This window comes from Novosphingobium naphthalenivorans NBRC 102051 (genome assembly GCF_001590985.1).
Taxonomy (GTDB): domain Bacteria; phylum Pseudomonadota; class Alphaproteobacteria; order Sphingomonadales; family Sphingomonadaceae; genus Novosphingobium; species Novosphingobium naphthalenivorans.
In genome coordinates this window covers 1-20,253 of record NZ_BCTX01000079.1, presented here as the reverse complement: position 1 = coordinate 20,253, position 20,253 = coordinate 1, and the positions used below count along the sequence as shown (strand labels likewise).

Annotated in this window: 27 protein-coding genes; 22 read left to right on the top strand and 5 right to left on the bottom strand. The window is 64.3% G+C overall.

Translation table 11 applies throughout. The features are described 5' to 3' along the window. Positions 1-2,113: strawberry notch C-terminal domain-containing protein (locus NN5_RS20195; RefSeq protein WP_306305119.1), on the top strand; the 2,113-nt coding region annotated here is incomplete at its 5' end. Here the strand turns inward: NN5_RS20195 and NN5_RS27025 are convergent. The 3 genes from NN5_RS27025 to NN5_RS20180 all read right to left on the bottom strand — a co-directional run bounded on the left by NN5_RS27025 (position 2,023) and on the right by NN5_RS20180 (position 5,218). Further along, on the bottom strand, positions 2,023-2,364 hold the full coding sequence (locus NN5_RS27025; protein WP_067737489.1) for a poly-beta-hydroxybutyrate polymerase N-terminal domain-containing protein: 342 nt from the start codon (positions 2,362-2,364) through the stop codon (positions 2,023-2,025). The two genes, NN5_RS20195 and NN5_RS27025, sit on opposite strands and share 91 nt — an antisense overlap. Before the next feature lie 104 nt (positions 2,365-2,468). Continuing rightward, on the bottom strand, positions 2,469-2,864 hold the full coding sequence (cueR, locus tag NN5_RS20185) for a Cu(I)-responsive transcriptional regulator (protein ID WP_067737486.1): 396 nt from the start codon (positions 2,862-2,864) through the stop codon (positions 2,469-2,471). Then, positions 2,861-5,218 (bottom strand): heavy metal translocating P-type ATPase, encoded by a 2,358-nt coding sequence (locus NN5_RS20180; RefSeq protein WP_067737483.1) that lies wholly within the window; start codon positions 5,216-5,218, stop codon positions 2,861-2,863. The genes cueR and NN5_RS20180 overlap by 4 nt, the downstream gene beginning before the upstream one ends. Before the next feature lie 270 nt (positions 5,219-5,488). Between NN5_RS20180 and NN5_RS20175 the strand changes: the two genes are divergently transcribed. The 5 genes from NN5_RS20175 to NN5_RS20160 all read left to right on the top strand — a co-directional run bounded on the left by NN5_RS20175 (position 5,489) and on the right by NN5_RS20160 (position 7,166). Beyond that, a complete protein-coding gene (locus NN5_RS20175) occupies positions 5,489-5,815 on the top strand; it encodes a hypothetical protein (RefSeq protein ID WP_067737481.1) in 327 nt (108 codons plus the stop codon). A gap of 70 nt (positions 5,816-5,885) precedes the next feature. Continuing rightward, positions 5,886-6,191 (top strand): hypothetical protein, encoded by a 306-nt coding sequence (locus NN5_RS20170; protein WP_067737478.1) that lies wholly within the window; start codon positions 5,886-5,888, stop codon positions 6,189-6,191. Then, positions 6,184-6,687 (top strand): hypothetical protein, encoded by a 504-nt coding sequence (locus tag NN5_RS20165; RefSeq protein ID WP_067737474.1) that lies wholly within the window; start codon positions 6,184-6,186, stop codon positions 6,685-6,687. Before NN5_RS20170 ends, NN5_RS20165 begins: the two co-directional genes overlap by 8 nt. After that, complete coding sequence (locus tag NN5_RS26410) at positions 6,687-6,857, top strand: hypothetical protein (protein WP_169801024.1); 171 nt, start codon at positions 6,687-6,689, stop codon at positions 6,855-6,857. Before NN5_RS20165 ends, NN5_RS26410 begins: the two co-directional genes overlap by 1 nt. Before the next feature lie 93 nt (positions 6,858-6,950). Then, positions 6,951-7,166, top strand: a complete 216-nt coding sequence (locus NN5_RS20160; RefSeq protein ID WP_067737471.1) for a hypothetical protein — start codon at positions 6,951-6,953, stop codon at positions 7,164-7,166. A 42-nt stretch (positions 7,167-7,208) separates the two neighbouring features. Here the strand turns inward: NN5_RS20160 and NN5_RS20155 are convergent, their stop codons facing one another. Then, the gene (locus tag NN5_RS20155) at positions 7,209-7,571 is read right to left on the bottom strand and encodes a hypothetical protein (protein WP_245656626.1); all 363 of its coding nucleotides are present in this window, start codon (positions 7,569-7,571) and stop codon (positions 7,209-7,211) included. On the opposite strand from NN5_RS20155, the gene NN5_RS26405 reads away from it, so the two are divergent. From NN5_RS26405 to NN5_RS20145, 4 genes are all read left to right on the top strand, one after another. Beyond that, positions 7,570-7,749, top strand: coding sequence for a hypothetical protein (locus NN5_RS26405; RefSeq protein WP_169801023.1), 180 nt, complete (start codon positions 7,570-7,572; stop codon positions 7,747-7,749). The genes NN5_RS20155 and NN5_RS26405 overlap by 2 nt on opposite strands. Before the next feature lie 67 nt (positions 7,750-7,816). Beyond that, positions 7,817-8,611 (top strand): hypothetical protein, encoded by a 795-nt coding sequence (locus NN5_RS20150; RefSeq protein WP_067737468.1) that lies wholly within the window; start codon positions 7,817-7,819, stop codon positions 8,609-8,611. Between the two features lie 72 nt (positions 8,612-8,683). Then, positions 8,684-8,848 carry a hypothetical protein gene (locus NN5_RS26015; protein ID WP_157081231.1) on the top strand — a complete coding sequence of 55 codons (165 nt, stop codon included), beginning with the start codon at positions 8,684-8,686 and terminating at the stop codon, positions 8,846-8,848. Then, on the top strand, positions 8,845-9,042 hold the full coding sequence (locus NN5_RS20145; RefSeq protein ID WP_067737465.1) for a hypothetical protein: 198 nt from the start codon (positions 8,845-8,847) through the stop codon (positions 9,040-9,042). The genes NN5_RS26015 and NN5_RS20145 overlap by 4 nt, the downstream gene beginning before the upstream one ends. Before the next feature lie 207 nt (positions 9,043-9,249). Here NN5_RS20145 and NN5_RS20140 read toward each other — a convergent pair whose 3' ends face one another. Further along, on the bottom strand, positions 9,250-10,041 hold the full coding sequence (locus tag NN5_RS20140) for a Ros/MucR family transcriptional regulator (RefSeq protein ID WP_067737464.1): 792 nt from the start codon (positions 10,039-10,041) through the stop codon (positions 9,250-9,252). A gap of 396 nt (positions 10,042-10,437) precedes the next feature. Here NN5_RS20140 and NN5_RS20135 point away from each other — a divergent pair, with 396 nt between their 5' ends. The 12 genes from NN5_RS20135 to NN5_RS20080 all read left to right on the top strand — a co-directional run. After that, positions 10,438-11,088, top strand: a complete 651-nt coding sequence (locus NN5_RS20135; RefSeq protein WP_067737461.1) for a DUF8835 domain-containing pootine — start codon at positions 10,438-10,440, stop codon at positions 11,086-11,088. 192 nt (positions 11,089-11,280) lie between these two features. Then, positions 11,281-13,719 (top strand): DNA cytosine methyltransferase, encoded by a 2,439-nt coding sequence (locus tag NN5_RS20130; protein WP_067737458.1) that lies wholly within the window; start codon positions 11,281-11,283, stop codon positions 13,717-13,719. Next, the gene (locus NN5_RS27020; protein ID WP_245656625.1) at positions 13,716-14,225 is read left to right on the top strand and encodes a hypothetical protein; all 510 of its coding nucleotides are present in this window, start codon (positions 13,716-13,718) and stop codon (positions 14,223-14,225) included. Before NN5_RS20130 ends, NN5_RS27020 begins: the two co-directional genes overlap by 4 nt. A gap of 255 nt (positions 14,226-14,480) precedes the next feature. After that, positions 14,481-15,191 (top strand): N-6 DNA methylase, encoded by a 711-nt coding sequence (locus NN5_RS20120; protein WP_245656624.1) that lies wholly within the window; start codon positions 14,481-14,483, stop codon positions 15,189-15,191. A 73-nt stretch (positions 15,192-15,264) separates the two neighbouring features. Beyond that, on the top strand, positions 15,265-15,741 hold the full coding sequence (locus NN5_RS20115; protein ID WP_067737452.1) for a hypothetical protein: 477 nt from the start codon (positions 15,265-15,267) through the stop codon (positions 15,739-15,741). 83 nt (positions 15,742-15,824) lie between these two features. After that, entirely contained in the window at positions 15,825-16,406 is a 582-nt protein-coding gene (locus NN5_RS20110) for a hypothetical protein (protein ID WP_067737449.1), read from the top strand. Positions 16,407-16,408: 2 nt separating this feature from the next. Next, entirely contained in the window at positions 16,409-16,996 is a 588-nt protein-coding gene (locus NN5_RS20105) for an RES family NAD+ phosphorylase (protein WP_067737446.1), read from the top strand. A 139-nt stretch (positions 16,997-17,135) separates the two neighbouring features. Beyond that, positions 17,136-18,326 carry a hypothetical protein gene (locus tag NN5_RS20100; protein WP_067737443.1) on the top strand — a complete coding sequence of 397 codons (1,191 nt, stop codon included), beginning with the start codon at positions 17,136-17,138 and terminating at the stop codon, positions 18,324-18,326. Positions 18,327-18,384: 58 nt separating this feature from the next. Further along, positions 18,385-18,774 (top strand): hypothetical protein, encoded by a 390-nt coding sequence (locus tag NN5_RS26650; protein WP_217998711.1) that lies wholly within the window; start codon positions 18,385-18,387, stop codon positions 18,772-18,774. Between the two features lie 37 nt (positions 18,775-18,811). Then, entirely contained in the window at positions 18,812-19,228 is a 417-nt protein-coding gene (locus tag NN5_RS20090) for a hypothetical protein (protein WP_067737439.1), read from the top strand. A gap of 19 nt (positions 19,229-19,247) precedes the next feature. Then, complete coding sequence (locus NN5_RS20085; RefSeq protein WP_067737436.1) at positions 19,248-19,529, top strand: hypothetical protein; 282 nt, start codon at positions 19,248-19,250, stop codon at positions 19,527-19,529. 6 nt (positions 19,530-19,535) lie between these two features. Beyond that, positions 19,536-20,253, top strand: a 718-nt coding sequence (locus tag NN5_RS20080) for a Mom family adenine methylcarbamoylation protein (protein ID WP_067737434.1), incomplete at its 3' end; no start/stop codon positions are given.

The window sequence follows — 20,253 nt, the reverse complement described above, 5'->3', positions numbered from 1 at the left end:
GCTGATCCACCAGAACCTCGATGACGTCCTCAAGGAAACCAATGTCGTTGACCGGATGAGCGGCCGGTCGCTCAATGGTCAGGCCAAGGGCGCGGCGCTCTCCCGCTTCGAGAGCGCCAAGCAACGCTTCTTCGGCCAGCTCCTGATCGCGATGAAGCTGCCGACGATGCTGACCGCGATCCAACAGGACGTCGCCGAAGCGCGACATGCGGTCGTCCAACTCGTCACGACGGCCGAGGCGATGCTGGACCGGCGGCTGGCCGACCTGCCCGCGGATGAACGTGCTCATCTCGATATCGAGCTTTCACCCCGTGAATATCTGATCGATTATCTCAACTCCGCCTTTCCGACGCGGATGATGCGGGTCTTCAAGGGGACCGACGGCGAGAACCGTTCCGAACTGATGACCGATGGGGACGGCCGACCCGTTCATTCACAATTTGCCCTGCAAACACGCGAGAATCTGATCGAGCGCCTCTGCGCGATGCCGGCCATTCCGTCCGCGCTCGACGAACTCATTCGCCATTTCGGTACCGACGGCCTGGCGGAGGTGACGGGCCGGACCCGCAGGCTCATTGTCGACAGCCAGGGACGGCAGCAGGTCGAACGCCGGACCGCGCGCAGCAATATCGCCGAAGCCGACGCCTTCATGTCCGGCGACAAGGCGGTCCTCGCCTTCAGCGATGCGGGCGGAACCGGGCGCAGCTACCACGCTGACCGCAATTGCAGGAGCGCCCATCGCCGGCGCGTCCACTATCTGCTTGAGCCGGGATGGCGTGCGTCGAGCGCGATCCAGGGCCTTGGACGCACCAATCGAACCAACCAACTCACTCCGCCGATCTTCCGGCCTGTCACCACCAATTGCCGCGGCGAGCGGCGGTTCATCAGCACCATTGCCCGACGCCTCGACAGTCTCGGCGCGCTCACGCGGGGCCAGCGGCAGACGGGCGGCCAGAATCTCTTCGACCCGGCCGACAATCTCGAAAGCGATTACGCCAAGGAAGCCCTGCATCAGTGGTACAACTTGCTCTACCTTGGCAAGTTGAAGAGCACGACGCTCGACGATTTCGTGGAGATGACGGGACTCAAGCTGACCGAGGGCCAAGGCGGCGGTTTGGTCTCCGATCTTCCGCCGATCCAGCGCTGGCTCAATCGCCTGCTGGCGCTGCGGATCGGCACGCAGGATGCCATCTTCGAGGAATATATGGCCTTGATCCAGGCACGCATCGATGCCGCAAGGGATGCCGGCACGCTCGACGTGGGCGTTGAGGCCATCAAGGCCGAACGGATGGTGGTCCTTGAGGAGCAAATCCTGCGCAGGGACCCTGTCACCGGCGCGGAAACCAAGCTTTCCCGCCTCGAATTGCATCACCGCCGCCGCGCCACGCCGTTCAAACGCCTCATGGACGAATGGTCGGATGCGAGAGACGTCGCCTTCCTGAAGAATGGCAAATCGGGACGCGTTGCGCTGCGTGTGCCTTCATGGTCCATTCTCGACAATGAAGGCCGATCCATCCAGGTCTGGCAGCTCATCCGGCCCGTCGGCTCTGAACGGATCCGGCAGTCAGCGCTGGCAGAGAGCTATTGGCAGGAAATCGGCGAGGAGAGCTTCCGCCAGGCCTGGGATCAGGAATGCGCGGACATCGCCGCTCGCGTCGATATCGAGACGATCAACATCGCGACCGGCTTGCTTCTGCCGGTCTGGAACCGGCTTCCAGACGACGATGTCCGCGTGTGGCGGATTTCCGACGAGCAAGGCAATTCGCTGCTCGGCCGCATCGTCTCGCCCGCTGGCTTCGAGAAGCTGGCCCAGTCCTTCGGCATCACGATGGCCATTGCATTGTCGCCGGCCGAACTCATTGCCGGCGCACGCGGTTACGACGGTGTTGCCATCCCGTCATTGCCTGGCACGCGCCTGCAGCGCGTCCATGTGAACGGCGAGGCCAGGCTGGAGGTCAAGGACTTCCCGCCGGCCAGGCGAGAGTGGCTGAAATCGCTCGGCTGCTTCACGGAGATCATTGCCTACAAGACCAGGCTGTTCGTGCCGACGAACCATGCCGAGGACATATTGTCCGCAATCGGGCGCCCCGGCGACGCGCTGCGCATCGCATAGTCGGCAAATCGCATGATCTTGCGGCCGCCCTTGGCAGCGAGCTGCAACTGCTTGCCCGGCGAGCCGAGAAGGTGAGTCAACCAGTCGGAATAAGACTGCGCCAACGTGGCAGGCGACAGGCCCGAAGTCAGTTGGGCGATGGCGCCGAAGCTGGATCGATGCCGCGTCGCCGCCAGGCCGTCCAGCGGGTCGAGGCTATTGGTCTGATTCGGCACGCTCTCGCTCCTGGTGCGGCGCAGCAAGCCCTGCATGTAGGACAGTCTCCTCGCACTCCGTATTCCTATGGAGGCGCCAATGACCTGCTCCAGTCACAAGTGGTGACCAAGCGATCTTGCGCCGCACCAATCCGGGCACTTCAATGGCGCACACCGGCCAGCCCCATGATGATCGGGCAGTCGGGCCGTTTGTCGCCGGAGCAGGCTTCCGCCAATTCCATGAGCGTCGCGCGCATGGCGACAAGCGCGTCGGCCTTGCGCCCGAGTTCGTCCGCGCGGGCGAGCGCCAGCGCCTTGACGTCGCTGCTGGACCGGTTTCGGTCCTGCCAGAGACCGAGCAGGGAGCGGATCTCCTCGATCGGAAAGCCGAGGTCGCGGGCGTTGGCGATAAACCGCAGGCGGTGCAGGTCGCTTTCGCCATAGTCGCGATAGCCTGCACCCCGGCGCGGCGGCGCCGGGATGAGGCGGATCTTCTCATAGTGACGGATCATCCGCTCCGAGACGGCGCTTCGCCGTGATGCTTCGCCGATGTTCACAGCGTCTGCCGATTGAGGCGGAGGGCATTGGTGACCACGCTGACCGACGACAGTGCCATTGCTGCGGCCGCGATGATCGGCGAGAGCAGAATGCCAAACAGCGGGTAGAGCACGCCCGCCGCCACCGGCACACCGGCGACGTTGTAGATGAAGGCGAACACCAGGTTCTGGCGGATGTTCGACATGGTCGCCTGGCTCAGCCGCCGCGCGCGCACGATACCGGTCAGGTCACCTTTCAAAAGCGTCACGCCCGCGCTTTCGATGGCGACGTCGGTGCCCGATCCCATGGCGATGCCGACATCGGCCGCCGCGAGCGCAGGCGCGTCGTTGACGCCGTCTCCGGCCATCGCGACGACGCGCCCCTCGCGCTTCAGGCGGGCGATCACAGCGCTCTTCTGGTCGGGCAGCACTTCCGCTTCCACCTCGTCGATGCCGAGGCGGCGAGCTACTGCCTCAGCGGTCGTGCGATTGTCGCCGGTTAGCATCACCACGCGGATGCCCTCGGCCTTAAGGGCGGCGAGCGCCTCGGGAGTGGTCTGCTTGACGGGGTCGGCGATCGCGAACGCTCCGCCGACCTTGCCGTCGACGCCAATGAAGATGGCGGTCGCGCCGTCGCGGCGCAGCGCGTCCGCCTGCTCGGCCAGCGTTTCTGTCGAGACGCCCTCCTCGCTGAGGAAGCGGGCATTGCCCAGCAGGATCCGGCGCCCCTCGACGGTGCCGAGCGCGCCGCGCCCGGTCGGGGAATCGAAGTCGCTGACATCACTGGTTGCGACACCTCGGTCCTTGGCTGCTTCCACGATCGCGCGCGCCAGCGGATGCTCCGATGCGCGCTCGACCGAAGCGGCGAGACGCAGCAGTTCGGTCTCGTCGAAGCCGGATGCCGCAACGATGCTGGTGACGGCGGGCCGGCCCTCGGTCAGCGTGCCGGTCTTGTCGACGACGAGCGTGTCGACCTTCTCCATATGCTCGAGCGCCTCGGCGTTCTTGATGAGGACGCCCAGGCCCGCGCCGCGGCCGACCCCGACCATGATCGACATCGGCGTCGCGAGGCCCAGCGCGCAGGGGCAGGCGATGATCAGGACCGCCACCGCCGCGACGAGGCCGTAGGCGAAGCGAGGTTCTGGCCCCCAGATGCTCCAGGCGATGAACGCGACGACCGCGATGGCGATCACGACGGGCACGAACCAGCTGGCGACCTGATCGGCCATGCGCTGGATTGGCGCGCGTGAGCGCTGTGCCTCCGCGACCATCTGGACGATGCGCGCAAGCATGGTGTCGCGTCCGACCTTGTCGGCGACGATGATCAGCGCGCCGGTCTGGTTGAGCGTCCCGCCGATGACCTTGTCGCCCTTCGCCTTGGTGACCGGCATCGACTCGCCTGTCACCATCGACTCGTCGAGTGAGGAGCGCCCGTCCTCGACCACGCCGTCCACCGGCACTTTCTCGCCGGGCCGCACGCGCAGCCGGTCGCCAACGGCGATGAGATCGAGGCTGACCTCTTCGTCGGCGCCGTGAGGACCGATGCGACGCGCGGTCTTGGGGGCGAGGTTGAGCAGCGCCTTGATCGCGCCGGAGGTGCGTTCGCGCGCGCGCAGTTCCAGAACCTGGCCCAGCAGCACGAGCACGATGATGACCGCGGCCGCCTCGAAATAGACGGCCACCATGCCATCGGCGCTGCGGAAGGCGGGCGGGAAGACGTCCGGCGCCAGTGTCGCGACGACGCTATAGCCCCAGGCGACGCCGGTTCCCATGGCAATCAGGGTGAACATGTTGAGATTGCGGGTCCTGAGCGATGCCCAGCCACGCTCGAAGAAGGGCCCGCCGGCCCAGAGCACAACCGGCGTGGCGAGGACGAGCTGGACCCATACCGATGCCGACATCGGGACGAAGTGATGCATCGCCGGGAAAATGTGCCCGCCCATTTCGAGCACCAGCACGGGGATGCTCAGCGCCAGGGCGATCCAGAACCGCCGCGTCATGTCGGTCAGCTCCGGACTTGGACCGGAGTCGGCGGTCACCGTCGCGGGTTCGAGAGCCATGCCGCAGATCGGGCAGACGCCGGGATGGTCCTGGCGGATCTCCGGGTGCATCGGGCACGTCCAGATCGTGCCTTCGGGTGCATCGGCCGGTGGCGCGGGTGGTCCCAGATAGCGCTCGGGATCGGCGACGAACTTGGCGCGGCACCCCGCGCTGCAGAAATGCCAGGTCTTGCCCCCATGCTCGGCATGGTGCGCGGTCTTCGCCGGATCGACGGTCATGCCGCAGACCGGATCCTTGACGCCCTCGATAGTCTTGGCCGGGCCGTGACCGCCGCAGCAACCGCCACCGTGCGCCGCCGAATGCCCTTCGTTCATCGCCTTTGCTCCTTTCGACGCCAGACGATGTAGGGTCTGACATCATGTCAGGGTCAATAGGTAATGACCGAAGTGACCCCGATGCTTTCAAATCCCTGAGCGGCGCCGCTCAGCCGGCGCGTGATGGCGCCGTGTCGGACCGCACGGCGTTGTCTCCCGCCTCGTAGCTATCGTGCTGAGTAGAGGTCAGATGCGCTTCTCTTCGCTACGCCGCGCGATCCCCAAAGTGAGCGTCACGACTTCCCAACCCAAACCCACTGAGATGTCGTTATGACCTATCCCATCTTTGCCCATGTGACCCTGCACATCGAGGTCCTTGACGCACAGGCCATGTGGCGGCGTGCCTATGGGGCCTATGAGGAGAACAACGGGACCGCGGACCAGGGCGGTTTCGAAGACATCTGCGGCACCGAGCACGAACCCGATATCTGCGAGTGCGCGCGCATGGTTTTCGATCCCGGCGACAGCCCGCCCGGAATCCAGATCCACGATAGCCTCGTGGAGATCCGGCCCCCTTCGTGGGACGATCGCTATCCCCATTTCATCGGTGATCGCGGTGACTTGGGGACTGACGGTTTCGGGGGCGGGCACGACTGAGGGAGAGGAGGAGGAGGGGCATGTGCTGATCGGCAGATGGTCTGTCGATTTCCCATTCGGGAGACATCACATGCCCGACCGTATCAGGCAGTTGCTCGTCGAAACCTTCAATGCCGACCTTGCAGCTCTTCTTTCCACCGCGCGCGTCGCTCTCCCCTCTATCGAAGGCCACGATGGCGTTCTGGAGCTTCAGAACGAAGAGGGGGAGTTCCTCGACTTCATCCCCGACTCCGCCTCGCCTGAAATGGTTGCGATCACCTATCGGCTCTACCGCCGTGGCTTCAGCGGCGGCCTGCGCGCCGGTGAAGAGGCAGCTTGGGTAAAGCTCCGCCGCCTGATCGGTGCTGCCGCTGCCCACGGAGGGCCCCATGGCTGACAATCATCTTTCGGCCAGCTTCGCCTTCTCCTGCACGAGCGCCGAAATGCTGTTGCTGAACGAAGCCTTCCAGTTCGTTTTCGACCGGACGCTTAAACTCGCCGCCGGCACCCCCAGTGCCAGCCTCCTTGCGATATTTCCGCCGACCGAACCCGAAGATCCGTGGAGCGGTTTTCGGTCCCAATTCCCCGATCCCGATTTTCCGCACCTGGGGGCGGACATCAGGGCGGATCGCCATGACGACGCTCCGGACCGCTACACGATCTACATATACGGCATGACCCATTTCCAGCCGGAGCCTATCGCCAACCTCATTCAAGGTTGTTGTCAGGCCTCACTCAAGGAAGCGCCGATCGGATTCGAATGGACGGAAACCTGCTCCCGACCGCGGCCTGGCGAATTCGGCGGCGGCTGGTGCGCCATCTTCCCCGACCGCGTGGAGTTCGAAACCACCCGCGAAGCCCTCACCGCAGCTCTTACGGGAGGGATCATCTGATGGAGACGTACATCCGCCTCTATGGCCCTTGGGGGGAACATCCCCACCACCCGGTCGATGACTGGAAATACGAAGTGGCCAACGACGATACCCGGCTGGGCTACTGGGCGTGGGTCGCTATTCGCGAGGGCAGCCCTGAACCTGACGCAAGTCCGGCGCGCGCCCACTGACCCGGGGTTAGCCAAGGCTCGTCGCGTAATCCGCGTCCTCCCCTGAAGGCCCGGCCGCGTGCCGGGGCTTTTTGGCATCATGAGGCTCCGACCATGATCCAGTCCTATTGCGACTGCCAGAAACTGGCGCTGGCATTGCAAGCCGCAAACGGTGAAATCCACTGTCTGGTGAAACTGTCAGGCCCCGGTCACATCGACGTCATGTGCGAAACCGATGTCCTCGCGGGCGGACAAGGCCTGATCGATGCGATATTATGGAGCACCGACGTCGCCCCTGACAATGCCATCGACCCATCGCTTCTGGCCTGAGCCAATGAGAGAACCGGTTGCCGGGAGCGGCCCCGAAGCCGTTCAGCTTCCTACCCGGGCGATCACACCCTCGGCATAGCGCGGGGCGTTCGGATCGAACTCGCCGAATGGTGCGAACGGCTCGGACGTCATCGCCAGCCCGCGCAACCCCGATAGCTTGAAGGTGCCCAGCTTGACCTCTGAAGGCTTTGAACCGTCTCGTTCTACAACCACGGCGTCCACATAAGGTTCGTCGTGCCGCTTATAGAGGATGTGCGGCGCGAGGATCACCATGCCGCGATTATAGGTCGCCCGCAAGGAGAGCAGATGTGCGATGCCATAGGTGATGATGGCTTTCGCCTCATCGGCCGTTCCGTCTTCCTGCTTGGGTAAGCGAAGCGACAAGGTCTTGCGATTCGAGGTCATGGCTCCTGGCTATTGGCGACATGACGCCGTTGCAATCGCGGAAATGGCCCGCTCCGCCTTCGTCGCCTCGGCGAAGGCGACCGCCGACAAAGACCCGCTGAAATCACGGAACATCGTCTGCGACCTCGCAGCGCCCCGTTTCTATCAGACCGCTCATCCATCCGCCGCGCGCAGCTAGCCATTCACCCTCGGGCCTGGGGAAGTGAAGCGGGATGGGGAGGTCGCATTCATCATGGGAGGAAAGGATGACGATTCCCATCCGGATCAAGGCGACCGGCTCTCTGGGCCACATCGCCTATGTTCACCGTTCTGGTGGCGGTTCGTTCAGTTGCACGCTCGCCAACGGCACACCGGCGGCCTTCTCCTATGCCGGAATCACCACAGACGAGATGGCGTGCCGCTTCGAACTCAACGACTGCGCGAGCGGCCAGGAGGCCCTCGCGATCGTTAAACGGCACGGCTCTGCCGGCTACACCTATGAGTTGTTCGCGTCGGCACGCTTCGGGCCGTCCGAGCCGATCGGAGCGCTCGCCGCTCTCGAAGCCGAGGTCCAAAGATTGAAGGCTCTCATTCCCTCCGTCTTCGAGCAGGTCGACAACCGCGCCGTCGATCGCGCTCGCGCGCTGCTCGCCGGCTATGTGCCCGATCCCGCGCCGACGCCGAACACTTCCGGCGCGCTTTACCTGCGCCTCTGGCACGGGCGTCGTGATCCTGCCGAAAATCTCGACGACTGGGGCAGCGAGGGCCCGGTGATCGGTCCGCTGGCGTTCGTGCAGACGACCTATATGTGCGACGTCAAATTCGCGGCGGCACCGGAGGTGATGGACCGTTTCTTCCCCGCTGTGATGGCCGACTGGCGCCAGCAAGGCTTTTCCAACGTCCATGGCCCCGTGTGCGATTGGCGTTTCACCATCGCCGATGATCTCATCGAATATGATGGCGTATTCTACGGTGACTGGAGCGTATTCGTCTCCAGCCCTGCCGATGTCGCCCGTGAAGCGGTCAGCACCAACGGCCCGCCAGCGCCCAACGCGCAATAGCGGCTTTCATCGAAACCGGTGCTTCCGGCCATTGTGACAATATCACCTGATGGAGGCCGTATGAGCCAGGACATGAACACGGTTCTGCACGGGCTGCGACGCATCATTGCCCATGCCCGTCAGGCCCAGATCCAGCCCCAGTTCGCCAAGGATCAGGCCTGGGAAATCGAGCAACTCGCGACCGAACTCCTCGACCAGGCGGGCTGGCCGCCCAACTTCCCGGAGAAGAAGCCATGATGGTCTATATCTCGGAAATCGTCATCGATGACGACCTTCACTGGTCTCAGCTCACCTATGGCGATCAATCCCCGGCCGATGCTCTGCGGCAGGCCGCGACAGACGCCCGCTTCGATGTCGGGGAGGCTCTTCTCCGGCATCTGAAGATCTACGGTCCGTTCGAGTTCGACCCCAATCAGCCCGCCGCCGCATAGCGATGATCGCCGCTTCGTTGCGCGGCTGAAGGCGCGCGGCGAGTTCAGCGAGGTCATTCAGTACAGGATCCGTCTGTTCATTCCGCTGGACCGCTCGAACGACGTGATCGAGGCGATCCTCGCCATGACGCGGTTTTGATCCGCAGATGCCGGTTCGTCAACAGAGCGGAAACCGTCCGAGACCCTGATGGCCCCGGACGGTATCGATCATTCCGCCGGGGCGACTTGCGGTGCTGCCCCGGTTGGCGCCGTGGTCTCGCCGGTCGCTTTCCGTGCCCGGCTGCGCTTCGGCTTCGGTGCGGTATCCGTGGTCGCCGCAGGAGCCTTGGCGACACCGGCCTTGGTGGTCTTGCGTTTCGCCTTTTTCGCTGCGGGCTTGGGCTCGACGGCCACGGCCTTGGCGCGCGCACGACGTGCTGGTGCGGTCTTGGCCGGAGTAGCTTCGGGGTGGACGGACTCGACCGCACCGGCAATTGGGCTCGCAGGAGCTTCCTCGGCCGCTGGCGCCGAAGCGCTCTTGCGCTTGCTGCCGAGACCCAGCTTCCGGGCAACCTCGCGCCGAGCCGCAGAATAACTCGGGGCGACCAGCGGATAGCCGGCCGGGAGGCCGTATCGGGCGCGATATTCGGCTGGTGTCAGTCCATGTGTCGACAGATGTCGCTTGAGCGCCTTGTAGGGCTTGCCGTCGATGAGGCTCAATATCTGGTCGGGAGAGGCGAGACTTTCCTCGATGGAAACTGCGGGCTTGTATGTTGACTCGGCGGCGGCCGCCTCAGGCTCGACCTCTATTGGCGGCATGGCCGAAGGTGTTTCCGCGACACTCCTATCAGCGGGCGTAACGGGGACTTCCTTTGAGGCTGAACCGGGGCCAAGCAGGGCGCGCCGTGTCCCCTCTACGAGCGCCGGCAACTCACTGCTCGGTACGGTATTGTTCGCGAAATAGGCACTGAGCAACGTCACGGTCAAAGACATGACGCCCGAATGGTCGTTCTCGGCCATGCAACTTCCTTCTTCTGGGTGGAACTACCGGTCTTGAACCAGACGCACTTGCGCAACCGTAAACAAACTCGTGCCTCCGTTTGCACCGGAAGTCAAAATGGAGGGGAGGACGGTAGTCATGGGTGGCGTGGCGGCTGGGTCGCGCAGTCTCTTGTTGAGCATTCCGACGTGCGTCCAGACTGCAAGACTCCCATTGGGTCGGCTGCCACCGGCCGAGCGGACATTCCGGCCCCTTCGTCGAACTTCATGCAGCGCGCGACATCCTGGCCGATCGCATGGGCAAATACGGGCACTGCCCCCTCGACGTGTGCGGCCTCGACCGGACCTCTCCCCAAGGGAAGCCTTCCGCTCTTCGATTGAGCCGGCGGCAATCCCTTCAGCACAAGGATCAACCTCATGCCCGAGATCATCCCGATCACGGTCTATCGGTTCGATGAGCTTTCCGAAAAGGCCAAGGACAAAGCCCGTTGCTGGTATCGCGAAACCGGCTTCGACTATGACTGGTTCGATTGCACCTACGAGGATTTCCAGCGTGTCTGCGAAATTCTGGGCGTCGATCTGCGTACCCGAGCTGTGCCGCTCTATGGCGGCCGAACCCGGCAGGAGCCCGTCATCTACTTCACGGGCTTCTGGAGCCAGGGCGACGGTGCCTGCTTTGAGGGTAGCTATGGTTATGTAACGGGCGCCCATCGGCGCATCCGCGAATATGCGCCGCAGGACCCCGATCTGCATCGGATCGCCGACACGCTCAGGGACGTCCAGCGGCGATATTTCTACCAGCTCCGCGCCGACGCTCGCCACAGCGGCCGGTATTACCACGAATATTGTATGACGATCTCGGTCGAACGGGACCATGCGGCCCGCAGCGACGTTGGCGACAAGGCTGAGGAGATGATCGTCGAGGCGCTTCGCGACCTGGCCCGCTGGCTCTATCGCAGCCTTCGCTCCGAATATGACTATCTGACCTCGGACGAGGCGGTCGAGCAGGCCATCGCCGCCAACGATTATCTGTTCTGCGAGAGCGGTCGGCGCTTCCGCGGCTGCTAGGCTGCCGCCGACGACGCCTTCGCGGACACGCGTTCTGAGTCGCTCTACACGCTTGCCCTGCTTCCTAACCATCAGCTGTCGAACGACGCCTCGCTCGCTGAGCCGGGCGCCCGCGTAGCCTCGCACCAGGCCGTCGGCGCGACGGACCGGACAATCATCAACCCCTAAACTCTCCAAGGAAAGGAGCCTCCCATGCTCCAGTCCCGCGATATCGTGCGTGTCTTCCGCCACGGTCACATGGCTTGCGGCATCGGTGCCGGGGCCCGCGGCTTCAACAGGGCAAATCCGCGCATCGGCAATGTCGTCGCGCGCTTCGAATGTGCGGGCGGCATCGACGTCGATCCGGGCGCCATCCGCAATTTCGAGCGGATGACCGGCGTGCCCGGCACGGTCATGGACCTGTTCGACCGCGACCAATATATCGCCTTTCACGGCCATGAGCCGCTGCCGGGCTGGAAGGAGGCCGTGCCCGCCGACATCCGCGCCGTGTTCGGGCGGCTCGACGTCTGCTTCGCCAGCTATCCCTGCAAGGGCTTTTCCGGTCTCCTTTCCAACGCCGTCTCCAAGACCGCCAAATACCAGGCGCTCAATGCGCTGACGCTGCGCGGCATGTGGCTGACCCTCGAAGCCTATCGTGACGACCCCATTCCCATCCTGCTGTTCGAGAATGTCCCCAGGATCATGACCCGGGGCCGCTGGCTGCTCGACCAAATCACCGCTTTGCTGCGCGGCTACGGCTATCACGTCACCGAGGATACGCACGACTGCGGCGAGATCGGCTGGCTCGCCCAATCGCGTCGGCGCTACCTTCTGATCGCGCGCCACCCCGACAAGGTACCCCCCTTCATCTATAAGCCCGCGAAGCATCCGCTGCGCGGCGTCGGTGAGGTGATCGGCAAGCTGCCGCTGCCCGGCGATCCCGCCGGCGGCGCGATGCATCGGGTGCCGGCGCTGCAATGGCGCACCTGGGTCCGGCTCGCCTTCGTGAAGGCCGGCCATGACTGGCGCAGCCTCAATGAGCTTGCCGTCGAAAACGGCTTCCTGCGCGACTACGGCATCATCCCGGAAGCCGACCTCCGGCCCAATGCCTATGGCGTCGCACGCTGGTCCGATACCTCCGGGCTCATCACCTCCGCCCGCGCGCCGGGGCAGGGACGTTTCTCGGTTGCCGATCCGCGCCCGGTTTCGACCCGCGAGGGATCGGGCTTCCTCGGTGTGAATCTCTGGTGCGGACCGACCGGCGTCATCTCGACCCGAGGCCTTCCCACCAACGGTTCCTATAGTGTCGCCGATCCGCGGCCCGGCTATGGCGACGCGACCCATCGCCATGTCCTCGGCGTCCGGGGCTGGCATCAGGCGTCCGGCGTTCTATCGTGCAGCCCGAAGCCGACCACCGGCCCCAACGCCGTTGCGGATCCACGCCCCGGCTACAAGCCTGGCGCGCACCGCAACCTCCTCTCGGTCGCGGCCTATGCCGGCAATGCGAAGACCATAAGCGGGGCCGTCCATGTCGCCGGCGGCGCGGCAAGCGTTGCCGATCCGCGGCAGCTCTCCGGCAATCTCACCTACCAGCAATATGGCGTCCGCCCCTGGTGCGGTTCGGCTACGGCGGTGACCGCTCAATCGCTCCCTGGCGGCGGCCCCCATTCCGTAGCCGATCCCCGCATCCATGGCCGACCGCGCTTCAACAACGTCTATCGCGTGGTCCCCTTCAAGCAGGACGCGCCGGCCGTTGCTGGACCAGGCGGTCCAGGCGGTGGCCTTGCCGTAGCCGATCCCCGCGCGCCCGACGGCCGCCATGTGAACGGCAAATATCGCGTCACCGGCTTCCGCATGTCGGCAAACAGCGTCATCGGCGCGAGCACCACCGGCATGGGGGCTTTCGTCGTCGCCGATCCCCGTTGCACCTGGGGACCGAACAGCCACCGCAACAAGCTCAAGGTCGTGGCGATGTCGGGAAAAGCGCCGACCGTCACCGGCTCGGATCGCGTCGGCAGCGGCGCTATGTCGATCGCTGATCCTCGCCCCGCCTGCCTCTCCCGCGCCGAGCGGGGCAGCTATCTGACGCAAGGACATTATGGCGTCGTCTCGTGGGGCGGTGTCTCCGGGGCGATCCCGGCCTTCGCCAAGAACAATAACGGGCGCTGGTCTCTCGCTGATCCGCGGGTCGAGACGTCGCCCCGCTCTGCGGAGCCCGCCAACGATTTGGCGCTCCCGGCCGCCGACGAACGCCTCGTTGCCCGGATCATCGCACTCGACGGCACCTGGCATCGTCCCTTCACCACACTCGAACTTGCGGCTCTCCAATCGCTGTTCGACCCGGAGGAGATCTTCATCTTCGACCCCGCGCTGGACACCTATGTCCGCCGGTGGGAACGGAACTGGACGACGCGCGGCTTCGACCTCGAGGCCGGTTCCGACTCCACTCGACGCGAGTGGATCGGCAACGCGGTACCCAGCGCCTCCGCCGAGAAGATGGCCGAGGAGGTCGGCGAGGCGCTTCTGCTGGCGAGCATGGGCGAGACCTTCACGCTGTCGTCGAAGGAAATCTGGGTGAAACCCCTGGCGCTCGCATTGGCCGTCAATCCCGACCAGGCAGCTTTCCAACTCGACATGGGCCGGGCAGCATGAACGCCCGGTCAAACCGCGCCGAGGTTCGTAACCCCATATTGGCGCTTCCTGCGGTCAAGGCGCTGCAATCGCTCGATCCCCAAACCCGGTCGCTGTTGGCCGCCCTGTTGAAGGATCTCCAAAACGATGCCCGCGCTCGCGCCCAGAAAAGCTGGGACAGCCGCAAGCCTCCGCTCGCCGCTTACTGGGCTGCCGTGGGCGTGTATGCAGGCCATGTCGCCAAGGCTCTGCGCCCGCGCAAATCGCAACGCCGCCGGGCCCTGACCTTCACGATCCGCCAGCCGGGCTATCCCGACCTTCCCGCAGCCAACTGGGCCGACGCCTCTCACCTCCACTGCCGGCGCCGCGAGCGATCCGGCCTCGGCGCGAGTGGATTCCCGGAGGGGCATGTGCTCGTCGACGACGTACCGATCGCACGCATCAGCTACAATGGCTGTATCTGGCCGCTCGGCGCCTGGTCCGCCGATATGCAGCCCATCTACGACAATCGGAATACTGGCATCTGAACTCTCCTCGCCGCCGACGTGGGAGCAGAGCGGGGGGTAATGGGCGGTGTCCCGGAAAGCCTCCCGGACTGACGCCTTTCCCAATCCTCCCTGACCGCTGCGGCAAGTGCCCGGCCAGCTCCGGCCGGTCCCGCGGCGTGCCGGCCCACCCGGGAACATGCCATGCCCTCCCACCAAAGCCATGTCGCGGCGATCAGCAAGCTATTCCGGTCCTGTCAGTATCGCTACGACCTCCATAATCTCTTCGCAGATTGCATGGAGGCGATCGCGATCGCCCTTTCCAATGCTGTCGATCTCAAGCACCGCGAGAAGCGCGAGAAGCGCTATCTGGAAATCGTCGGCCGCTATGACCGCGACATCGTCGAGACTTTCCCCAAGATACTAGCTGAGGTCGTTTCCGCCCTTGAAGCGGAACCCGGTGATGTTCTCGGGACGGTCTATGGTGAGCTTGAACTGCACAATGTGGCACGCGGCCAGTTCTTCACGCCTTATATCCTCTGCCAAACCATGGCGCAGGCTATCATCGGCAGCCGTGAATCGCTGCTCGAACTCATAGAGCGCAACGGTTTCGTCAGCGCGATGGAACCAGCCTGTGGCGCCGGCTCCCTGATCATCGCCCTTGCCGAGGCCATGCGCCAGGAGGGTGTCAACTATCAGCAGCATCTGCACGTGACGGCCATCGATATCGACACGCGCGCCGTTCACATGGCCTATGTCCAGTTCACCCTGATGCATATCCCCGCGGTGGTGGTCGTCGGCAACTCACTGTCGATGGAAATGCGCGACCATTGGTATACGCCGGCTCATATTCTCGGCGGCTGGAGCGCCCGGCTGTCGCGCCGCGACGCCGAAGCCGCCGCCCAACGGCTCTTGAATCCGCCGGCAACGCCTGAGACGGCATTTGAACCGGCCGATCCCCGCCGGGCCGACACCACCGGCACCCCGAGGCAATTGAGCCTCTTCTAATTCCCTCGGTCACGCGCGTTTGCCTGGTCGCTCCGGGCGAGCAGCCTGATCGTCCAGCCCTAAGGAGCTTCTCATGACCGAACCCGACGACGATATGTGGCGCGCCCTTGTCGATTTCCGCGCGCGCCATGGCCGCCGCTGGAAAGACCAGCTGTCGATGAAATGGATGAACGGCCAGGACGAGTCCGAGCCGCTCGGCGGTTCGCTCCGTCGCGTCCGCAACCATCTCGGTCCGTCCTGGCTTTGCGACCTCGAAAAGTCGATCCTCGATGCGGCCGAACGGCGTCTCGCCAATCTCGCCAAGCTTCCCGAAATGTGCGCCGCCCATCTACCGGGCACTGACGAACCCATCGTCATCAAGCGCGGTGAGAAGGGGTATTGGCCCATGCCTGACGGAATGACGATCGAAGCCATCAACGCGACATTCGACGCGACTCCGGCCCAGATCACCGCCATGCAGGCCGGTTCCATGTTCGGTTGGGATGTCCCCGGCGCCGACCCCGATCGATATGATGCCGATGGGAACCTCCTTCATTCGGCCAGGCGGTAGCTTCCCGACGACCGCACATGGATTGTTTCGTTGAATTATTCTCGAAAGCTCTCTATATGAAACTCACTAAACGAGGGCCTGATATGCCGCGCCACGCAACCACCGCTACCGTCGATATCGATCGCGTCCTGCGCGATCGCATCATGGCCAGCGCCGACCGCATCATCAAGATGATGCCGCTCGCTGCCAAGACCGCCGCCATCAGCAGCGTCGACGTGACCGCGCTCGTGCTCAACATCGCGCGCGGCATTCCCGCGGTTGAAGCCGATGACCCGGATGAGGCCGAGGAGATCACCAACGCGATCGCCTTCAAGCGCCGCATGATCGAGCAGGCCGGAGGCGTTTTCGATGCCGAGGCTGTCCGCAAGCTTCTGAGGCACAAGACCGTTCAGGCCGTCTACAAAGCCGCGCGGGACCGCAGGCTGCTGATGATCGAGGACAACGGCGCAAAGCTGTTCCCCGCGTTCCAGTTCGATGGCGATACCATTCGATCCGCGATCCCGCGCCTCCTGGCTGCTGTTCCCGGCGTGAGCGGCTGGACGCTCCTTCAGTTTCTCGTGAGCGGCGATGAGGGGCTCGGCGAGGAACGGCCCATCGATCTCATCAAAGCGGACGAGGCGGATGTTGCTCGCGTTATTCGCTTTGCCCAGACGCTGAACGACTGAGCATGACCAGCCGAGGCGCAATGCCGGTAGCAACCATCGCTGCCGGCCAGGTCCTGCATCGCGTTCACGACGCCACCGTCGCGGCACGCTGGTATGGGCGCAAGGACGGGACATGGCGCTGGGACGATCCCGCCGGAACCTATGGTGTCCTCTATCTCGGCAAGACCCAAGTCGGTCCCTTCGTGGAAAGTCTGTTGCGAAACCCCGGCGATCCCGATGTTCTGCTGGACCGCGTGCAGCGCAAGCGCGCCGCGACCTTCACCACGACCAGAACCCTGCGGCTCGCGAAGCTGCACGGCCCCGGCCTCGCATGGTTCAGGACGACGGCCGCCGGCGTAGCCGCCGACTTCGATCCTGCCGCGAACCCCGGCGGCTACGACACCTCGCAGCGCATTTCGGCGATGGTCCACGCCGACACCCATCTCGACGGCATCCAATACCGCTCCCGCTTCGATTCCGACCAGCTCTGCGTGGCCCTCTTCGAACGTGCCGACGCCGCGATACGAAGCACGAGTGAAGGGACGCCCATCGACAAGGCATGGGTCAAGGCGCTGCTCAAGCCCAGGGGCTACCGCCTGATCGAATTCTGAGCGTTATCAGGGCCGCGAGACCATGCACCATGGTCCCGGCAACCTCGCCATTCTTCCCGTGGAGGGGAGGGGGGCGGGAGGGGGTGAGGCGCGCGGCTGAGGACCGGCACGCGCACAGCCAGCCTCCCGGAGAACCTCCATGAACATGATCGCAAATGCCCCGCGTCCGGCCTCCGCCGGCTACAAGGTCGACATCAGCCGCGGGCACAATATCAGCCGCGTCTCCTCCGAATGGTTCAAGCGTCCTGACGACGAACGCTTCCTTTCGCTCGACAGCCTCTATGACCGCGTCCGCGCTCGCGCCGAAACCGCCCGCACCGAGATCGTCGAGAGCCGCGCAATCCGTGTCGAGGCACGCACCGACACCCCGGATCGCCTCGCCCTCCACGTTCCGGGTGGTCGCGACCCCATCATGCCGACCAACTGGTCCTTCGGCCAGCTCTGCAGCCTGGTCGGAGCACCTGCCTCCTACCTGCGCGATCTGCCCAGCCCGATTGCCGGCATCAACCTTCAGCACGGGCTGATCCAGCATCGCGGCGAACAGGTGAAGATGCTCCAGACTCATGATGGCCGCACCGAACTGCGCGCGGTCACCGGCCCGGATTACGGGCGAATCTGGGACCATGAGCTGGTCGAGGCGATCATGCGCTTCGCCGGCACCGGCACCGGCGACACGCGTTGGAAGGTGCCTGGCCTGCTCAACTGGAGCACGATGGTCTACAATCCGCTGGTCGATATCAGCCTGGAGACCACGACCCTCTACGCGTCCGACCGCGACGTGTTCATCTTTTTGGTCGACGATCTCAATCCGATCGAGGCTGGCAAGCTCCCCAATGGCGACCCCGACATCTACTTCCGGGGCTTCTACGCCTGGAATAGCGAGGTCGGCTCGACCACGCTCGGTGTCGCCACCTTCTTCCTGCGCGCGGTGTGCATGAACCGCAATATCTGGGGCGCCGAGAATTTCCAGGAGATCAAGATCCGGCATTCCAAGTTCGCTGCCAACCGCTTCGCCGGCGAGGCGGCGCCCGCGCTCACGCACTTTGCCGACTCCTCTCCTCGCACCTTCATCGATGGTATCAAAACGGCGCGCGAGCGGATCGTCGCCCGTAATGACGAGGATCGCGAGACCTTCCTGCGCGGACGCGGTTTCTCCAAGCCCGAGAGCGCGAAGATCATCGCGACCGTACTCGCCGAGGAGGGGCATCCTGCGGCGTCCATCTACGATTTCGTCCAGGGCATCACGGCGGTCGCCCGCTCGAAAACCCACCAGGACAGCCGCCTCACGCTCGAGGGCAAGGCCCGCACCCTTCTCGCAAGCGTCCATTGAACCCGAGCGCTGCCGGGACCTCCGTGCTCCCGGCAGCACGTCAACCCAGGAATCCGCCATGACCTCGAACACTGCGCGCAAAGAGATGCTCGATTCCATCCACGATCTCATGTCGGGCTATCTCGCCGACGAATGCCCCGAAGACGAAAACTGGGAGGATTTCGACCCCGACATCGACCGGCTGCGCGGCGAAGCGGGCGATCTCCTCGATGCCGAAAACGAAATCCTCGCAACCGCGTCGACCGAGCCGACCCGGTTCATGGTCGATATCGAATTCTTCAGCGGCTTCGACCGTTTTGCCACGGAGACCTACGTCGTGGACGCGATCGACTGGGTAGGCGCCAAAAACCGTGCGTTCAATCTGGCCGACGAAAGCCCCTACAGCAACGATCGCGTCCCGGATCTCACTCGGCGGGCATTCGACCGCACCGGCTATCCGCAGGGGTAACCGTCCGATCGCCAACTCTCCTGCAAGGAACCCAGAAATGAACCAGCCCACCAGGCGCGATCACGCGCAATTGCTCGCGCGTGCCCGCGCCGCCATCGAAACCCCCAGCGACCTCGACGCGGACGCCATCCACCATCTCATCGAAGATCTGTCGATCGCCGAGGCTCTCGTGAACCGTCATGTCGTGCCGTGGCCGGTCGAGATCCATGTCGGCCATATCGATCACCGGCACGGGACCAATTTTTACGCCACTTTTTGCCACGACGCGCTGATCGCCGATCTAGCCGAATATTGTCGCGACAACTGGTCGGAGATCGATGATCCCCGAGACCCTCAGGCGCTGACGGACGAAGAAGTCCTGTCCATCTATTTCGACAATGAGGGCGACGAATTCTACTCGACCGAGAGCATCTACTGGGAACCCACGACCGAAGGGGAGAGGGAGGGGGACTGATGATCCAAAGGAGGTCGTAATGCTCGTCACCTATATCATCGAGGGATCCTGCTCGGTTCCCGACGACACGCAACCGCTCGAAGGCGTCGCCAATCAATTCCGCCTCCCGACAGGCGAGATTTTCTCGATCCACCCCGTCATCGAGATGGCGACCGGCCCCAACGCCGACGACCATCGCGACCTGACCTATTGGGAGGCCGCAGCACGCGGAATCAGCCTCGAATTCTACGAGCGCACCTGTGATCTGCTGCCCGACGAGGACGATGCTGAGCCTGGCTCGGCCAGCCCGGATGCGGCTTGAGCAACCATGCTTACGACCCGCTCCCAACGCTGGCGCGACCGGCGTAGCCGCTTCGTCCCGTCCGCAAGCGAAATCGATCCGAGAACACTCTCGGTCGACGTCATCGACACCATCCGGGTAGCAGGCCCCTTCATAGCGATGCACCATTATGCCGGATCGATGCCGGTCACCCGGCTATCGGTCGGCCTTTTTCGCAACGGCGCCGGCGGCCGCTCCGAACTGGTCGGCGTCTGCGCTTTCGCCCATCCAATAAACGATGCCTCGGTCCCCAAAAGCGCGGGCCTTCCCAACCCGCGCACCGCTTGCGATCTAGGGCGCCTCGCGCTCCTCGACGATGTCGGCGGTAACGGCGAGACCTTCCTCGTGTCTCGGGCGTTCAAGCTGCTACGGCAAGCCAAGCCGGAGATCATTTCCGTCATCTCCTATGCCGACCCGATCCGACGCGTCGACGAGAACGGCCATGTCTATCTCCCCGGTCATGTCGGCCAACTCTATGCGGTGATGGGCAGCCGGTATGTCGGTCGCTCGTCACCGCGCACGGATCTGGTGATGCCCGATGGTCGCCCCTTGTCTTCGCGCGCATTGTCCAAGATCCGCAACGGCGAAACCGGGCAACGCTATGCGATCGACGGATTGGTCGCAACCGGTGCCCGACCGCCGCGCCATGGAGAAGACCGTCGCGACTGGCTCGCCGCTCTCGAGCGGTCCGGTTTCTTGACCCGCC

Excerpts from the sequence above, each read along its gene's own strand:
- NN5_RS27025 (WP_067737489.1), bottom strand. The coding sequence starts at position 2,364 with ATGCAGGGCTTGCTGCGCCGCACCAGGAGCGAGAGCGTGCCGAATCAG.
- NN5_RS20180 (WP_067737483.1), bottom strand. The coding sequence starts at position 5,218 with ATGAACGAAGGGCATTCGGCGGCGCACGGTGGCGGTTGCTGCGGCGGT.
- NN5_RS20175 (WP_067737481.1), top strand. The coding sequence starts at position 5,489 with ATGACCTATCCCATCTTTGCCCATGTGACCCTGCACATCGAGGTCCTT.
- NN5_RS20170 (WP_067737478.1), top strand. The coding sequence starts at position 5,886 with ATGCCCGACCGTATCAGGCAGTTGCTCGTCGAAACCTTCAATGCCGAC.
- NN5_RS20165 (WP_067737474.1), top strand. The coding sequence starts at position 6,184 with ATGGCTGACAATCATCTTTCGGCCAGCTTCGCCTTCTCCTGCACGAGC.
- NN5_RS26410 (WP_169801024.1), top strand. The coding sequence starts at position 6,687 with ATGGAGACGTACATCCGCCTCTATGGCCCTTGGGGGGAACATCCCCAC.
- NN5_RS20160 (WP_067737471.1), top strand. The coding sequence starts at position 6,951 with ATGATCCAGTCCTATTGCGACTGCCAGAAACTGGCGCTGGCATTGCAA.
- NN5_RS26405 (WP_169801023.1), top strand. The coding sequence starts at position 7,570 with ATGGCTCCTGGCTATTGGCGACATGACGCCGTTGCAATCGCGGAAATG.
- NN5_RS20155 (WP_245656626.1), bottom strand. The coding sequence starts at position 7,571 with ATGACCTCGAATCGCAAGACCTTGTCGCTTCGCTTACCCAAGCAGGAA.
- NN5_RS20150 (WP_067737468.1), top strand. The coding sequence starts at position 7,817 with ATGACGATTCCCATCCGGATCAAGGCGACCGGCTCTCTGGGCCACATC.
- NN5_RS26015 (WP_157081231.1), top strand. The coding sequence starts at position 8,684 with ATGAACACGGTTCTGCACGGGCTGCGACGCATCATTGCCCATGCCCGT.
- NN5_RS20145 (WP_067737465.1), top strand. The coding sequence starts at position 8,845 with ATGATGGTCTATATCTCGGAAATCGTCATCGATGACGACCTTCACTGG.
- NN5_RS20140 (WP_067737464.1), bottom strand. The coding sequence starts at position 10,041 with ATGGCCGAGAACGACCATTCGGGCGTCATGTCTTTGACCGTGACGTTG.
- NN5_RS20135 (WP_067737461.1), top strand. The coding sequence starts at position 10,438 with ATGCCCGAGATCATCCCGATCACGGTCTATCGGTTCGATGAGCTTTCC.
- NN5_RS20130 (WP_067737458.1), top strand. The coding sequence starts at position 11,281 with ATGCTCCAGTCCCGCGATATCGTGCGTGTCTTCCGCCACGGTCACATG.
- NN5_RS27020 (WP_245656625.1), top strand. The coding sequence starts at position 13,716 with ATGAACGCCCGGTCAAACCGCGCCGAGGTTCGTAACCCCATATTGGCG.
- NN5_RS20120 (WP_245656624.1), top strand. The coding sequence starts at position 14,481 with ATGGAGGCGATCGCGATCGCCCTTTCCAATGCTGTCGATCTCAAGCAC.
- NN5_RS20115 (WP_067737452.1), top strand. The coding sequence starts at position 15,265 with ATGACCGAACCCGACGACGATATGTGGCGCGCCCTTGTCGATTTCCGC.
- NN5_RS20110 (WP_067737449.1), top strand. The coding sequence starts at position 15,825 with ATGCCGCGCCACGCAACCACCGCTACCGTCGATATCGATCGCGTCCTG.
- NN5_RS20105 (WP_067737446.1), top strand. The coding sequence starts at position 16,409 with ATGACCAGCCGAGGCGCAATGCCGGTAGCAACCATCGCTGCCGGCCAG.
- NN5_RS20100 (WP_067737443.1), top strand. The coding sequence starts at position 17,136 with ATGAACATGATCGCAAATGCCCCGCGTCCGGCCTCCGCCGGCTACAAG.
- NN5_RS26650 (WP_217998711.1), top strand. The coding sequence starts at position 18,385 with ATGACCTCGAACACTGCGCGCAAAGAGATGCTCGATTCCATCCACGAT.
- NN5_RS20090 (WP_067737439.1), top strand. The coding sequence starts at position 18,812 with ATGAACCAGCCCACCAGGCGCGATCACGCGCAATTGCTCGCGCGTGCC.
- NN5_RS20085 (WP_067737436.1), top strand. The coding sequence starts at position 19,248 with ATGCTCGTCACCTATATCATCGAGGGATCCTGCTCGGTTCCCGACGAC.